This is a genomic window from Methanolobus bombayensis (assembly GCF_017873415.1).
Lineage (GTDB): Archaea > Halobacteriota > Methanosarcinia > Methanosarcinales > Methanosarcinaceae > Methanolobus > Methanolobus bombayensis.
The window spans coordinates 112,883-126,911 of sequence record NZ_JAGGKD010000006.1 but is presented as its reverse complement, the minus strand read 5'-3'; the positions used below and the strand labels follow the sequence as shown (position 1 = coordinate 126,911).

The window sequence follows — 14,029 nt, the reverse complement described above, 5'->3', positions numbered from 1 at the left end:
TCTATCTTATAGGGAAGTCGTTATTGAATTACAGTTGAATAAAAGCGATTTTCGGGGTGTTAAACAATGAAAAAGACTATTTTGATAGTTTTAATTGTAATTATGGCTCTTTTTGCAGCCGGATGTACTGAAGAGACAAATGAAATGCAGGAAGACACTGCAATAGAAGATTCAGCTGATGCACAGGTGAATAAAGAGACCGTTGTGATAGGCTCAAAACTTTTCCAGGAATCCTATATTCTTGCCCATATGACAGCTCTTGTACTTGAAGATGCAGGATATGAAACTGATGTTAAACAGGGACTTGGTGGCACTTTTGTCAATTATGAAGCTCTTAAAGCAGGTCAGATACACACATATGCCGAATATACCGGTACTGCTTACAGCCAGATACTCAGTCTTGAGCAACTCGATAACTGGGACAGACAGGTTGTTTACAACATGACCGAAGAAGGTCTCATGGAACAGGACGAAGTAATGATAGTAAGCAACCTTGGTTTTGAGGATGCGTATGCCATTGCAGTACAGGAAGAATGGGCTGCTGAAAACAATGTTACAAAAATAAGCGACCTTGAACCCTACGCCGGAGAAATGACAATCGGTACTGATCCTGAGTTCGCTACACGTGAGGACGGATTGCCACGTATAACTGAGGTATATGGCTTTGAATTCATGGATTATAAGCAGGCAGTTGCCACTGTAATGTACGAAGCCATCAAGAATGATGAGGTAAATGCGATTTCAGCATACACAACAGATACCAGAAATGAGGTATTTGAACTCAGGGTCCTTGAAGATGATAAGAATGCACTGCCACCTTATGATGCAATCCTTATAGTTACAGAGGAATTTGCAGAAGAAAATCCTGATGCAATTGCTGCAATGGAGAAGCTTGACGGCGCAATTGATACCGGCACCATGAGGCAGTTGAACTACCAGTTCGACATTGAACAAAAGGAACCAAGGGACATTGCATATCAATTCCTTGTTGACGAAGGAATCATTGAGGGAGAATAAATCCCTCACTTTTTTGAAATAAAATCTAATCTCCGGGTATTGACATGCAAACAGAAAGGCTGTTTGACAGGATTGAGTCTATCCAGTTCAAAGGAATTACCAAGAAGTATGGAGAAGGATTTGCGGTAAAAGAGCTTGATCTGGAAATAATCGGAGGAGAACTCCTCATTCTTATCGGACCCAGTGGTTCAGGGAAGACAACAACTCTGCGCATGATAAACCGTATGATCGAACAGGATGAAGGTTCGGTCACTATCAACGGAATTGATACAAAAGATGCCGACCCCGTACGTCTTCGCCGCAATATTGGCTATGTTATACAGAATATCGGCCTGTTTCCGCATATGACAATCAGAGAGAACATAGGGCTTGTTCCTAAAATTGAAAAACAAAACAAGAAAGATATTGAAGAGAGAGTAAAAACACTGCTTGACTTTGTATCCCTACCTCCTGAAATGTTCATGAACCGCTATCCAAAACAGCTTAGTGGTGGACAGCAGCAGAGAGTCGGGCTTGCAAGGGCCATGGCTATGGATCCACCTCTTTTTTTGATGGACGAGCCATTTGGTGCACTGGATCCTATATTACGAAAACAGCTCCAGAAAGAGTTTTTGAAAATAAAAAATGAGATCAATCGTACAATCGTTTTCGTGACACATGACATTGAGGAAGCACTGGTACTCGGTGACAGGATAGCAATAATGGATCAGGGAGAACTCGTGCAGGTAGGTCCTCCTGAAGAACTCATATTCAATCCTGCAAACGAACTTGTTGCTGATATCGTTGATAACCAGCGTAAATTCAAGCACATGGATACTCTTAAGGTCAAGGATTTGATGTCGCCATTTGAGGATAAGTATGTACTTGAAGCAAAAATGGAAGCATGTGATGCTGTTGATGAAATGACAGACAGAGACCTTGAAACTGCTTTTGTTTTCGAAGGAGATGAACTCCTCGGACAGGTGGAAATTGTTGACCTGATGAAGTGCAGGGACAGGGGAGAAAAACTGAGTGAACTTGCAAAACCCATCAAGACCTTCCAACCAATGGATTCGGTTGCATTTGCATTATCAGAGATGAAAAACAGCGGAGAATATCTTGCAATTGTCATGAATTCAAAACATCCGGTTGGTATTCTGGTATCCGATGAGGTTTTACTGAAATTGATCTGATGAAATAGGATTGGAGAACAGGCTATGTTGTCAATACAGGTTATAGCAGATGTATGGGACAGGCATCTTATTACAATGCGCACCATTGAACATCTGCATATGTTCAGTATAGCCCTGATCCTGTCGATAATAATCGGTGTTTCTGTTGGTGTTTTCATCTATATGAAACCAAAAACAGCAAATCCTGTACTCAATTTCCTGAACATTGTTGAAACAATTCCGGACCTTGCACTAATCGTGCTTCTTCTGCCGATACTTAAACTCGGAGCAGGACCAACGATTGCGGCCTGTGTGCTATATTCCATACTTCCGATTGCAAGAAACACATACACTGGACTGAAAAGTGTTGATGAGCAATACACATATGTTGCACAGGCAATCGGACTTTCTCCCAGAGAAGCATTGATGAAAGTCAGGATTCCAATGTCACTTCCACTCATTGCAGGAGGGATCAGAATTGCACTGGTGTTCTGCATGGGTGTTGTAACTCTGGGAGGACTTGTTGCTGCCGGAGGACTTGGAACAGTATTGCAGAACGGCATACAGCTTTACCAGAAGGACGCAATTCTTGTTGCCGGACTGTGGACTGGATTGCTTGCTGTTTTACTGGATGGTTTTGCAGGTATGATCGAGAAAAAGCTCCATGAGAGGTACGGAACATGGTAGTCCTTGAAACTGTCCTTGATGCTACATGGGAGCACATAATCCTTGTCTACACCACACTTTTTGTAAGCATATTAATTTCCATACCACTTGCTTTTGGAGCACTGTACAGCAAGAAACTGGAATTTCTTATAATGAAGTTTGCAAACCTGGTTCAGGCAGTACCAAGCTTTGCCGTTGTTGCTATCATGGTCCCGTTCCTTGGAATTGGTTTCACACCCGCACTGGTTGCAATAATGCTGCGTGCCCTGCTTCCAATAATCAAGAATACATACATCGGACTGAGCAATGTTGACCCTGCGTTGATAGACTATGCAGAAGGAGTGGGACTTAGCCAGTGGCAGATACACAGGCACATAAGACTGCCGAATGCATATCCTGCCATGTTTGCGGGAATTAAGTTTGCAGGGATTCTTGCTAACAGCATTGCAGTACTCACGGCTTTCATCGGCAGTGGTGGTCTTGGGGAGATTATATTCCAGGGACTCATAGGATACAATACAAACACTCTTCTTGCAGGAGCTATACCTGCCATTATGCTTGCAATTCTGATAGACACATCCTTCTCAATACTTGAAAAAAAAGTTACTCCCGGTCATTCCAGTAAATAACACCTGAAGGAAGCAATACTTTTAATCCTTCGTTGCGTTAGAGCAAAAAGACAGAAAAATGAGTATTAAGGATGATTTGAAAGGGATTATTCCTGAAAAAGAGCTTGAAAAATTACCAAACCGTTTTGATATAATAGGGGACATTGCTGTTGTATCCATACCGGATGAACTGGCTAATTACAAAGAGGATATAGCCACTACAATCATGGAAAAAATGCAGAGCATCAAAAATGTGCTGAACAAAGTCTCAAAAATCGAAGGCAACAGGAGAGTTGCAGATTTTGAGATAATTGCAGGAAACAGCACTGAAACAATCCACAAGGAATTCGGTTTCTCTTACAAAATCGACCTGAAACAATCATTTTTCAACGGAAGACTATCCTATGAGAGAAAAAGAGTGGCTTCCCAGGTAAAACCAGGAGAGAACGTGCTTGTACCTTTCTCTGGTGTCGGACCATTTGCTATACCTGCTGCTGCATCTGCTGCAAGAGTTGTTGCAGTGGAAATGAACGGTGCTGCCTGTAAATCTTTTACAAAGAATTGCAGACTCAATAAACTTGAAAGTAAAATACATATAATCAATGCTGATGTTAACAACATACCAAATATACTAAACACCGATTTTGACAGGGCAATAATTCCAACTCCCTATGGTATGGATCATTTCCTTGAAAAAATTTCTCCACTTGTAAAAGATGGAGGATTCATTCATTTCTACACCTTCAAACCAAAAGAAAAGATTCCAGAGCTCATGCAGAAATATGAAAAAGCAGGATTTGAAGTTTTGTTCCATCGAAGATGTGGTAATGTGGCACCCGGAATAAGTCGATGGATCTTTGACCTTAAAAATGAGATTTGAATTTTAAAAAAGAAAGTGATATGAAAAAGACTTGCTTTCTCACATTGATTCAGGTGCACCGATACCAAGTGTATCAAGAGCGTTTGCAAGGACTATCCTTGCACAATTCACAAGAGCCAGTCTGCTTGCCCTGATATCATCCTCTTCAGCGCTTACAACAGGCACGAACCTGTAGAACTGGTTGAATGCATCTGCAAGTTCCCTGGCATAGATCGCTATTGTATGTGGTTTTAAGTCCCTTGCACTAACATCGATTATGCTATCAAAGGATGCCATTTTCTTGATCAGGTCCACTTCAGTATCCTCTGTGAGAAGTGAGGGGTTTATTTCCACTGCAGGATCCCATTTGCCTTCCTCTTCTGCCTTTTTGAGAATATTACATGCCCTTGCATGTGAATACTGAATGAAAGGAGCTCCCTGCTTCTCGAAATCAAGTGCCTCCTTCCAGTCGAATACTGTGGATTTCTCAGGTGATACTTTCACTATATCATACCTGACAGCACCGATACCGACCATGCTGGCAATCTCTTTCTTGAAGTCATCTTCCATCTCAGGTCTGCGCTTGTCAACCTCAGTATAAGCACGCTCTTCTATCTGGTCAAGCAGGTCATCGGCTGAGATGAACTTTCCACGGCGTGTGCTCATGGAGCCTTCAGGAAGTGAAACGAACTCAAAGATAACAATTTCGGGTTCCTTCCTGCCTATTGAATTGAGGGTTGCTTTTAGTTGTCCTGATATGAGTTTGTGGTCTGCTCCCAGAACATCTATCATCCTGTCTGCACGCTCGCCTTTCCACTCATGGTAGGCAAGATCACGTGTTGTGTAAAGTGAAGTTCCGTCACTACGCTGGATAACAAGAGTCTTTTCAAAGCCATAATCTGAAAGATCAACTACAAGAGCCCCATCGTCATCCTCAGTTCTTCCTGTAGCCTTGATTTCCTCAACTATTTTAGAAACCGCACCGTTGCGGATGAAACCTGATTCATGAGGGAAACTGTCATGACTTACATTCATACGGAACAGAGTTTGCTTGATACCTGTTATTGCAAAATCCACAGCTTCATCAAAGCTTTTGATTGTTGCTTCATCACCGCTTTCAACAAGCTGCATGCGTTTGTCAATTTCTGCAACCTTGTCGGGTTCTTCATTAAGCAATGCATTTGCCTTGATGTAAATATCTGCTATTGCATGGTCAGGTTTTCTGGAAGTATCAAAGTCAAAAAGTGAGAATGCCCATGACACAATAGCTATCTGACGACCCATGTCATTGACATAGTATTGGGTCTCAACTTCATAGCCTGCCTTTTTGAGAATTCTGACAAGTGTGTCACCGATAATTGAGTTTCGGATGTGACCCACGTGAAGCGGACCGTTAGGGTTGGCAGAAGTATGCTCAAGCAGTATCTTACCTTCACAGAAGTTTCCACCGAAGCTTTCCTTTTCTTCAAGGATGGCTTCCACAGTGTTGTCAACGTAATTGCGTCCTGCATTTATGTTGATGTAAGGACCAACTGTTTTGATATCACCGATGAGAGTGTCTTCTGACAAGTCAATTGCAGCGACTATTTTATCAGCAAGCTCTTTTGGATTACACTTTGCCTGTGCAGCCAGCCTGAAAGCTACCTTTGAAGCAATGTCCGCATGCTGTGATGGCTCAAGTCCGAGATCATCGACCTCGTATCCCAGAGATTCAAGAGCACTATTAAGAGTCTCCATAACATGTTTTTTAAATTCTAGGAACAAAAATAACACCTACACTATTAATAATCATACACCGGTACTGAACCTTAGAATTGCTACTATTCCACCGAATGCATTCATGAGCTGAGAACCTTCGTCGAAGTCAGTTGATATAAACTCAACCTGTGTTGCCATCTGATCGGCAAGTTCTGAGAGTTCATCTACAATATCAACTTGCTCTAAAACTTCAACATTTGTTCCGCAAACAGGACATGGAATGCTGGAAGTATCTTCTTCTCCGGGTTTGAAATTACGGGTAATTGCATCCTCATAGTCACCGTTGGGGCATTTGAGAGTAAGTCTCTCAGCCCTGAGACCTTCGGATATCAGAAGAACCTCCACCGCACCGATATTCAGGTTCTCACGTACCTGAACCTCACCGTAGGCAGCTTTCCCTGAATCTGCAACTAGTTCTTCCAAGAAACGTTGCATGAGTTTTTTCTCTACCATAAGATCAATGTCTGCAAGTCTGTCACTGGCAGCATTCACCAGTTCATTGAGACCTGATTCATCTGTGTATGCAACATCAAAGAGGCCAATTACCTTCTTCTGTATCTCATGGTGCAGGAACTCACCTGAATCGAATTCTTCCTTCGTCGGAGAAGGACCACCGATGAGAACACCCTGGAAGTCCTTATGATCAATTGTCAAAAAGACGTCACTGGCAGCATCACCAATACGTTTGTAGAAGTCATGGATTGCAATAAGCCTGAGCTGCTGGAACCTGTGAGCACTCTGCCCTCCTTTTCTCTGTTTGCCAGGAACAGTGGATGTCAGGTTCCTGTGAGATTCAATGCGTTTTCCTACAAGAAGACCAACTGTTGCTTCTCTTCTGTCGAGTACAAGCAGACCATATGTCTTTGCGTCTTTGAGCATTTCCTCAAGTGGCTCAAGGAAAAATGAGGAATCACAGTGATATCTGTATGTGACAATTGGCTGAGGAGGCTCAACTATGCGTGTCTCCATATTGGTCTTATTGGCACCTACATCTACAGCTCCTGTGAAGAAAACGATTCCGTTCTCAGGAACTTCCACGTACCTTAACCTTGAAAGCAGGGATTCCAGTGCTCCCTGAACATTATCACGAGTTACCTTTGATTTGATGTTAGCAGCCTGACCGTGTTCGCTCTTAAGCTGAGATGTAACATCAGATACTTGCTTTGTGGGAGGGATGTATAAAGAGACAAGTTCTGTACCACGTCCTTTTTTGGCACGTAACTCCTCTAATGTCTTTTTGAATTCATATTTTGAATGAGCAGATTGTTCTGACATTGTGTGAATACTCCGTTTGAATAAAGAGATTATCTATATCTTCGATTATTTTGGATGCTTATGTATGCCTTGCTATAAATATAGCTTGTGACAGAAATCAAATGGAAAAGTTTGAAATATAGACATCGTGAACCTCACAACTAAAAATATGTTAGTGGGATGTTATACAAGATGGGTTACACAGCCATCTTTGGACAGGAGCACTACCCTGCTGACCTCAACGTCTGATGCCACCTTATATCCCAGATGCTTTGCAAGTTCCTCTGAGAATTCCATTACTTCATCATGAGAAGGCATAGCTTCACGTGGAAGTCTTTTCCTGGAGAAACCAAGGTGCATATAGGCTTTGACTTCTATATAATCAGGCTCTGCAATCTTTATGAGGCTAGCATAGGCTTCAGGATAGAACATATTTACACCTTTTATCAGAGTAATACGGATAACGGTCCTTGTTTCCTTACTCTTGAGTATTTCCAGTGACTTGAGAATATTATCCCACAGTTTTGGTGAATTCGGAAGACAGACCTTTTCGTAAGTTTCTCTGTCCGGTGCATCAAGGCTCATGTATAACTGTGCAGGGTTGATCTTTGCCATCATTTCAGGAACTGTACCGTTGCTTACAACAAAAGTCGTGAAATCCTGTTCTTTGAACTCATCAACCAGTTCGTGAAGGTGAGGGAAAAGAGTAGGTTCTCCTGAGAGAGAGATAGCTACATGCTTTGGGTCGTTGCCTTCTTTCCAGCGTTCAAGAGGTGCTGAGCCTCCAAAGCCGGATATAAGTTTTCTCTGTGATTCAATTGAAGACCCCACTATTTCCACTGGAGAGTCCCATCCAACAGGCATTGGAACATCTACTTCTGTAGGTCTCCAGCAGTGCAGACACTTCTGGTTACACATAAGAGTCGGGGTCATCTGAAGACATCGGTGGGATGTGATACCATAGAATACGGATTTATAACATTCACCTTCATCCTTTATGGATCTGCGAAGCCACATGCACGTCTTGACAGCACTATGCCTGCCTGCAAGACTATATCCCTGTTTCCTTAACAGGCTTTTAAAATCCGTGATTTCAGCTTCTTCATCGCCGATTGCTTTATTTTTATTTTTTCTTCTGCGAGCCATCTCTGCGTCTAGTAGAAGTTCAGTATATATAAATCTGTGGAAAAATAAGAGTTTACAAAAATAGAATCCGACACCGGCTCTAAAGTACAGAAAAGAGCCGGTGCTACGGAGGGTGGAACTAGGGTTGCAAATTTAATATTTGTGGCTTTTAGCCATCTCTACCATTGCCTGAAGGTTTTCTGTAGGAGTCTTACTTACTATTCCACAGCCCGGTGCAAGCAGACCAATTCCTGCGTCCAGTACCTTTTGTGACTCTTCCTTGATAGCTTCAGGTGTCTGGTTCCAGAGCATATTCACAGGATCGAGGTTACCGACGATGATAGCATTTTTCACATTTCCTACAGCGGTTGCAGCATCTACATTCTGATCAACACTGATAGCATCCACACCACATGTTTCCATTACTCCAAGACCTTTGGTCGTGTCACCACATACGTGAAGTACTGTTGCAACATTAAGCTCACGCATTGCGTCACAGACCTTCTTGTGGAAAGGTACTACAAACTTCTCATAGAATTCATTACCTATAAGCTGTGGACTTGCAGTTGGGTCGATGATGACCATTGTGTCTGCACCGTTCTCGACCATCTTCTTTGCATATGCAACACTGAACTCAGTTGTGAACTCCATGAGTGCAAGACCGAATTCCTCATTTGTCATGATCTCCATGAACCAGTTGTCACCATTGACGTGCTGTGCAAGTGAGAAAGGACCGATCATACTGCCCATGATAGGGAGATCGTCTCCGTACTTGTCTGCAAGAATCTTGATCGCATCACATACGACATTGATCCTACCTTCGTCAAGGGAGTAGCCTTTAAGCTTCTCGATGTCTTCCGTGCTGCTTACAACATGACCAATGACTGATGGCTGCTGTTCTTTTGTACCGTCCTTGATCTCACAGCCGAAGAACTCAGCTTCTGCGGTGATGTCGAAAGGAACACGGACAGCTTCAAAGCCTACTACGGTGTGACCTGCTTCTGCGAGGGTTGCCATCTGCTCAGCATCATAGTTTGCTTCTGGCCAGGATGCGCCACAGGCTTCCATCTGGTCAACTGTTCCTGTCTGGGTTACTGAGATTGCAGGCATCCTGTCAACAGGCTGACCTTTCAATGCACGCGCTAATCTTTCTTTAGGGGTATATTCTGCCATAAATAGAATCTCCTTAATGCGATATTTATCAAATTTGAATCACTAGAATATATATTTTTCTATGCAGCTACAGTTAACTATAAATAATACATACACAATCAGAAGATTAGAAAGACATAAATAGCAGATTAAAACCTAAAGTTAATTTCAAATAAAAAAGAAGAAATAAAAACAATTTTATGCCCTATAGACACTGTTTTTGAAAAAAAGCACACGAATATTTCAACCAGAAAAAAGATACAACTGTATCAATAAAAAAAACTATAAAATAAATATAAATAGTGATTTAAAATAAAAAGCACGTGCACAAAATATAAATAATATAACTTCAAAGAGCGCATCTCACTCAAAAAGAGATAGAAATAAGAAACTTTGAATTAGCTGATCTTTATTTAACAGAATATAATCAAATTCATAATCAACATGATTGTAATAAAAAATTTGACATATAAGGCTTACTGAATTAAAAAGGCACAATTTTAAGTAAGATCAAACTAAAAACATAGCCATGTAAGCCATTAATGAATTATTAAGCCCGTTTATAACAAACACATATGGCAAAATATAAATATCAGCTATAAACCTTTATCTATCAGGAGAGAATAAACTATCTTCATTCGTCAGTCAGTATTAGCAGAAGGATTATTTCTAAAATCAGGAGAATCGTCATGCAAAATATCTACAAGTATCTGAAGTACGCCATTGGCGGAGAAAAAAGGACAGAAAGAGAGCATGATATAAAGGTTTTCAAAAAATCCGAAGAACTGGCATTCAAATATGGAATAAAATACGACCCAGAAGTTTTCGTTCCGGATGACCTCGAACTTGCAGATGCGGTTTTTGAAGCAGGTATTGAGCTCCTTCATTCTGTGGGAATATTCTGCAGAAGCACCCGCAGGGTCATCAATATAGACGAAGAGGATATCCTGAAAGCTCTCAATACAACCAATCCTCTTGAGATAGGACGGCTCAAGGAAAAAGTGGTTGTTCCGCATCGATATCCCATGGTATCATTTCCACCGATAATTATCGGTGGCCCAACCGGAGGAAGTGTCTCAGAAAAGAATTTCCTCTATATCAACTTGAGTTCTGTACAGGAGAATGTTGTACAGGGAATCTACAGTGGAGCAATGAATCAATTCGGAGGAGAATACATACAACCCCGAAGTCCCCTTGAGATGCTTGCTGTCCTGAAAGCCTCAAGGCATGAAAGACTTGCTACTAAGATAGCAGGCAGGGAAGGACTGGCAATTCTTGGACCAAGTACCTCCACGCTTACAACATCAGCTTTACTTGTTTCATCTGATGAACTTTATTCAAGTGCAGACCCGCAGGAGGTCTATATGGATGACCTCAAGGTAGATTATGAGACTCTTTCAAAGTGCATCTACCATCAGGAACACGGAAATCACTACATATCAGGCCAGGTCCCCGTTTTCGGTGGAGCTTGCATTGGTTCCCCCGAAGGACTGGCAATTATCGACGTGGCGGAGACATTACAATCAAAGGTCCTGGCCCATTCAAGTATACACGCATCCGGTGCAGTACATGCTAATACTGGATCATCATCTGCAAAGGAAATAATCTGGGCATCCAATCTGGCAGCACTTGGTATTTCCAGAAATATGAACTATTATACTGCACGCTACTACTGGAATACTGCAGGTATATGCACCGATATGATGTTCTACGAGACTGCTGCACAGGCAATAGGAGATACAGTCTGTGGAAGGAATATGCTGCTTGGCCCAATCGGAAAACGCGGAAGTGCTCCTGATCATTCCTCCGGCCTGGAATCAAGGTTCATGGGAGAGATGGCACAGCTTGCTACACAGTTGACTCTCACTGAAGCCAACAGACTGGTAGCCAAGATTTATTCCAGATACGCTGACCGTCTCAGGAATCCTCCTGAAGGAAAACCCTTTGAAAAGTGCTACAATATTCGTTCCGAATACGACATGGAACCTACTGAGGAATACCTGTCACTATACAGGAAGATCTCTTATGAGATCATGGGCGATATGCCTGGAGAGCCTGTTTAAAGAAAATATTAGTTATTTCTAAATCTACTCAATTATTTCATGCAAAATCATTCATATGTATTATATATCGTATGAAGAAAAATGTACATTTGCTCTTTTTGAGATTTATTTAAAAATGAGTGATAACTCAGCCTTTAATACTAAAAACAGACTGATTCTATCAAAAAAACAAAGTGAGCCAGCGGTGATAAATCGCTGGCTCGGTTGGTTGGGAAGTGATAAACTACGTTATCACAGGGATTCATTCATCTTAGAAAGTAAGACCGAAGTCTTCGAGCTTCTTGCGTGCACCTTCGTAGACCTTGACATACTCGTCAGTTGGTGTTACGGTTGCGACATCGTAACATTCCTGGAATGTCTTACCTTCTGGTGCATTTGCATAGTCGCCTTCATAAGAGCTGACAAGAGCATCAAGGACCTTGTTTACCTCGGAAATATCCATTCCTGCGGTTGCCCTTGCGACCTCTCCCATCATTCTTGCTTCCATACCTGTTGTCTTGTCCTGTACAACACCCTTTGCAGCTGCAACACCGGAGAGTATCTCACGGCCGGATGCAGTGTCAGTGATTGACTGAGCGGATGCTTCAAGCAGGCACATCTCTGTACATGGTCCTGCACATGGGTAGTACTGGTTACCTGAGAGCATGTCTGTGAACTCTGAGATGGTTGCACATGTCCATCCTGCGATCATGAGGGTCTCACGGGTGTTTGTGGAACCCCAGCGGATGTGGACCGGACCGTCAAGGTGCCAGCTTGCATTGCTCATTACGAATGCATTGATGTGGGTTGCGATATCAACGATAGCAGTCTCTTCTACGCCACCGGCATAGCCACCAAAGATAGGCATCTGCTCATCCATGATGATGTCACTGTTACCCTGATAGTGAGCCATTACTGAAATTGCGTCAAGGTCGATCTTAAGCTCATTGAGCTGGGAGACCTCGTGGCTGTCACTGCAGATCTGGCCACCGGCACAGTCTGAAGCGATATTTCCCTGAGCGGACAGGGAAGTCTCTGGTCCCTATATGCCCATGCCTGGCCTTCCGGCCATTGCTGCTGCATTCTTGATGAGCCTTGTTTCGGTCTTGGCTGCAAGAACTTCATACGGACTCTTTGGAATTGGTGGTTTGCCACGGACTGTCATCATGACACCGTTGACAATTGTATCGACCTCTTTCTCAAGAGCATAGCTCATGTGAACAGGCATGAACATGTTCTCGGAAATCGGGGAACCGGTAGGACCACCCTGAACTATTGGCTTTTTCTTGTCGCCAACGTTTCTCTTCCTGACGTTTACGGCGTCTCTGCCGGTTCCCAGAACGAATTCCTTCTGGACGTTGTTGATAGCGTCCAGGATCTCGTCCTCGGTGTATTTTACCACACGGCCTGTGTCGGTACAGAATATACCGCACTCAAGGAGCATCTCAAAACCTGCCTTGTACAGGTTTTCCATCATGTCCTTGTCGGTTGGTACGAATTCATTCTTAAAGTCAAGGTTGTATTTCTGCTTGAGCTCCATTGCTTTCATAGGGATTGTCATAAGGTCCCAGTCATCCTGGGTCATCTTCTCTCCCTTCTTTGCACGCTCAAAGAACTCAAAACAATCAAGTGATCTTGAAAATGTCATATTTGAACACCTCTTATTTCATGATCTCAAGGGCTACACGGGCTGCATCTGCTGCATTCTCTGCTGTTGCATCTGCTCCGATCTCTGCAATCCATGCATCGGATACTGGTGCTCCACCGAACATGATCTTGACAGAGTCTCTAAGACCTTCTTCTGCAAGCATTTCTACGGTGTCTTTCTGACCGAGCATTGATGTTGTCATAAGTGCTGAACCTACGAGCAATACCTTCTTACCCTTGTGTTTTTCAATTTCTTCAACGATATTGTCATTTGGTACATCTACGCCCATGTCAACGATCCTGAAGCCGTTTGCTTCAAGCATGGTTGTTACGAGTCGGTGGCCGATATCGTGAATATCTCCTTCCTGCACGTAAGTGACAGCAAGACCCACACCTTCGTCGTCTGCTCCTTTTTCTTCTGCAAGTACAGGTACAAGAATTTCCATTGCTGCATTCATTGCCTTGGCAGACATCATGATCTGTGGGAGATAGACCTCTGCTGCCTCGAATTTGTCTCCGATGATCTTCATTCCTGGTGAAAGACCATCGTTGATGATCTCAACTGCACTGAGTCCTGAATCCAGGGCTTCCTGGGTGGCTTCAGCACAGCCATTGATGTTCTGAGTGACAATTGTGTCTCTGAGTTTGTCTAACATTTCCTGATTGGACATATTTAGCCTCCTAAATTTACTACTTTTAGCTAATGTTTTTGTTTTAGCTGAGGTAATCAAAAAGGTATGAGTCTCACTA

General features: G+C 42.7%; 11 protein-coding genes and 1 pseudogene. 6 read left to right on the top strand and 6 right to left on the bottom strand.

All coding sequences use genetic code 11. The features are described 5' to 3' along the window. Window positions 1–66: 66 nt before the first annotated feature. The 5 genes from J2746_RS08960 to J2746_RS08940 are packed head-to-tail and all read left to right on the top strand — an operon-like array spanning window position 67 to window position 4,322. Window positions 67–1,017 carry a glycine betaine ABC transporter substrate-binding protein gene (locus tag J2746_RS08960; protein WP_209619404.1) on the top strand — a complete coding sequence of 317 codons (951 nt, stop codon included), beginning with the start codon at window positions 67–69 and terminating at the stop codon, window positions 1,015–1,017. A 44-nt stretch (window positions 1,018–1,061) separates the two neighbouring features. Continuing rightward, window positions 1,062–2,189 (top strand): ABC transporter ATP-binding protein, encoded by a 1,128-nt coding sequence (locus J2746_RS08955; protein WP_209619401.1) that lies wholly within the window; start codon window positions 1,062–1,064, stop codon window positions 2,187–2,189. A 24-nt stretch (window positions 2,190–2,213) separates the two neighbouring features. Beyond that, window positions 2,214–2,855, top strand: coding sequence for an ABC transporter permease (locus J2746_RS08950; RefSeq protein WP_209619398.1), 642 nt, complete (start codon window positions 2,214–2,216; stop codon window positions 2,853–2,855). Next, window positions 2,849–3,463 carry an ABC transporter permease gene (locus J2746_RS08945; protein ID WP_209619396.1) on the top strand — a complete coding sequence of 205 codons (615 nt, stop codon included), beginning with the start codon at window positions 2,849–2,851 and terminating at the stop codon, window positions 3,461–3,463. Before J2746_RS08950 ends, J2746_RS08945 begins: the two co-directional genes overlap by 7 nt. Before the next feature lie 58 nt (window positions 3,464–3,521). Then, entirely contained in the window at window positions 3,522–4,322 is an 801-nt protein-coding gene (locus J2746_RS08940) for a class I SAM-dependent methyltransferase (RefSeq protein WP_209619393.1), read from the top strand. 39 nt (window positions 4,323–4,361) lie between these two features. Here the strand turns inward: J2746_RS08940 and argS are convergent, their stop codons facing one another. The 4 genes from argS to mtbA form a co-directional block, all read right to left on the bottom strand. Then, on the bottom strand, window positions 4,362–6,065 hold the full coding sequence (argS, locus tag J2746_RS08935; RefSeq protein WP_209619390.1) for an arginine--tRNA ligase: 1,704 nt from the start codon (window positions 6,063–6,065) through the stop codon (window positions 4,362–4,364). Between the two features lie 24 nt (window positions 6,066–6,089). Continuing rightward, window positions 6,090–7,334 (bottom strand): peptide chain release factor aRF-1, encoded by a 1,245-nt coding sequence (gene prf1 / locus J2746_RS08930; RefSeq protein WP_209619388.1) that lies wholly within the window; start codon window positions 7,332–7,334, stop codon window positions 6,090–6,092. A gap of 162 nt (window positions 7,335–7,496) precedes the next feature. Then, the gene (twy1, locus tag J2746_RS08925) at window positions 7,497–8,459 is read right to left on the bottom strand and encodes a 4-demethylwyosine synthase TYW1 (RefSeq protein ID WP_209619384.1); all 963 of its coding nucleotides are present in this window, start codon (window positions 8,457–8,459) and stop codon (window positions 7,497–7,499) included. A 132-nt stretch (window positions 8,460–8,591) separates the two neighbouring features. Then, window positions 8,592–9,611 carry a methylcobamide:CoM methyltransferase MtbA gene (gene mtbA, locus J2746_RS08920; RefSeq protein WP_209619381.1) on the bottom strand — a complete coding sequence of 340 codons (1,020 nt, stop codon included), beginning with the start codon at window positions 9,609–9,611 and terminating at the stop codon, window positions 8,592–8,594. Between the two features lie 668 nt (window positions 9,612–10,279). Between mtbA and J2746_RS08915 the strand changes: the two genes are divergently transcribed. Then, window positions 10,280–11,653 (top strand): monomethylamine:corrinoid methyltransferase, encoded by a 1,374-nt coding sequence (locus J2746_RS08915; RefSeq protein ID WP_209619378.1) that lies wholly within the window; start codon window positions 10,280–10,282, stop codon window positions 11,651–11,653. 250 nt (window positions 11,654–11,903) lie between these two features. Here the strand turns inward: J2746_RS08915 and J2746_RS08910 are convergent. Next, a pseudogene (locus J2746_RS08910) lies at window positions 11,904–13,280 on the bottom strand (monomethylamine:corrinoid methyltransferase). Between the two features lie 13 nt (window positions 13,281–13,293). Next, on the bottom strand, window positions 13,294–13,950 hold the full coding sequence (locus J2746_RS08905; protein ID WP_209619375.1) for a methyltransferase cognate corrinoid protein: 657 nt from the start codon (window positions 13,948–13,950) through the stop codon (window positions 13,294–13,296). Window positions 13,951–14,029: the final 79 nt, after the last annotated feature.

Excerpts from the sequence above, each read along its gene's own strand:
- J2746_RS08905 (WP_209619375.1), bottom strand. The coding sequence starts at position 13,950 with ATGTCCAATCAGGAAATGTTAGACAAACTCAGAGACACAATTGTCACT.
- prf1 (WP_209619388.1), bottom strand. The coding sequence starts at position 7,334 with ATGTCAGAACAATCTGCTCATTCAAAATATGAATTCAAAAAGACATTA.
- twy1 (WP_209619384.1), bottom strand. The coding sequence starts at position 8,459 with ATGGCTCGCAGAAGAAAAAATAAAAATAAAGCAATCGGCGATGAAGAA.
- mtbA (WP_209619381.1), bottom strand. The coding sequence starts at position 9,611 with ATGGCAGAATATACCCCTAAAGAAAGATTAGCGCGTGCATTGAAAGGT.
- J2746_RS08960 (WP_209619404.1), top strand. The coding sequence starts at position 67 with ATGAAAAAGACTATTTTGATAGTTTTAATTGTAATTATGGCTCTTTTT.
- J2746_RS08950 (WP_209619398.1), top strand. The coding sequence starts at position 2,214 with ATGTTGTCAATACAGGTTATAGCAGATGTATGGGACAGGCATCTTATT.
- J2746_RS08940 (WP_209619393.1), top strand. The coding sequence starts at position 3,522 with ATGAGTATTAAGGATGATTTGAAAGGGATTATTCCTGAAAAAGAGCTT.
- J2746_RS08945 (WP_209619396.1), top strand. The coding sequence starts at position 2,849 with ATGGTAGTCCTTGAAACTGTCCTTGATGCTACATGGGAGCACATAATC.
- J2746_RS08915 (WP_209619378.1), top strand. The coding sequence starts at position 10,280 with ATGCAAAATATCTACAAGTATCTGAAGTACGCCATTGGCGGAGAAAAA.
- J2746_RS08955 (WP_209619401.1), top strand. The coding sequence starts at position 1,062 with ATGCAAACAGAAAGGCTGTTTGACAGGATTGAGTCTATCCAGTTCAAA.